Source organism: Mesorhizobium sp. M1A.F.Ca.IN.020.06.1.1 (assembly GCF_004023265.1).
Taxonomy (GTDB): Bacteria; Pseudomonadota; Alphaproteobacteria; order Rhizobiales; family Rhizobiaceae; genus Mesorhizobium.
The window spans coordinates 1-850 of sequence record NZ_RZSR01001507.1 but is presented as its reverse complement, the minus strand read 5'-3'; the positions used below and the strand labels follow the sequence as shown (position 1 = coordinate 850).

Annotated in this window: 2 protein-coding genes; both read left to right on the top strand. The window is 63.8% G+C overall.

Annotated features, from left to right (window positions below):
- Window positions 1-177: 177 nt before the first annotated feature.
- Window positions 178-564 carry a thermonuclease family protein gene (locus EOA60_RS35170; protein ID WP_128312739.1) on the top strand — a complete coding sequence of 129 codons (387 nt, stop codon included), beginning with the start codon at window positions 178-180 and terminating at the stop codon, window positions 562-564.
- A gap of 85 nt (window positions 565-649) precedes the next feature.
- The coding region (locus EOA60_RS35165; protein WP_128312738.1) for a WGR domain-containing protein at window positions 650-850 on the top strand (201 nt) is incomplete at its 3' end.

The window sequence follows — 850 nt, the reverse complement described above, 5'->3', positions numbered from 1 at the left end:
AAGAAACGAACGCGCTTCGGCAAACCGAAGACGCCGCGCGGGAAACAGCCCGTCGGTCGGCGAAAATCATCGCGTCGGAAAATCGGATCGGCGATTGCGAAATTGGCCGTCGGCGCACTTATCGCAGCGGCGGTGTTCGGCGCTTACCAACTCGGCCGACCGGGAGGGACCGCGGGAATGCCGGCATTCGTTTCAGCGTCACAACAGGACGCGCTTTCGGCTTCGTTTTCAATATGCGGCGACGGTCCCCGCGTGACCTGCGTGGTGGATGGCGACACGTTCTGGCATCAGGGTGTGAAGATCAGGATTGCCGACATCGACACGCCGGAGTTGAGCCGGCCGCGTTGCGAGGCGGAGCGGGTAAAGGGTGAGGCGGCCAAGCGCAGGCTACGGGAGTTGCTGAACGCAGGAAAGTTCTCACTGGTGGCCGGCTGGCGCGACGGGGACCAACATGAGCGGAAGCTCAGGACCGTGACCAGAAACGGGCGATCGATCGGCGAGACATTGATCGCCGAGGGCCTTGCCCGCTCATGGGACGGGGCCCGGCGGGGCTGGTGCCACTGACGCATCAGCGGCGTGAATCGGTCAGCCGGGATCGATTCAGCAAAGTCGTTGGACGGCGCTTCCGAAGGAAGCGAGACTGGGGCCCATGTCGAGCAAGGAAACCGGACCCGTTCATCTTCGCCGCATCGACGCAATGCGGAACATGCGGCGCTTCTATGTGCTGGCGATCCAGCCAACGCTGTTCGGAGGCGCTTCGGTCATCCGCAACTGGGGCCGCATCGGAACGAACGGCCAGTCGATGGTGCAGACATTCGATCAGCCGGGCGAGGCGGACAGCGCCCTGAAC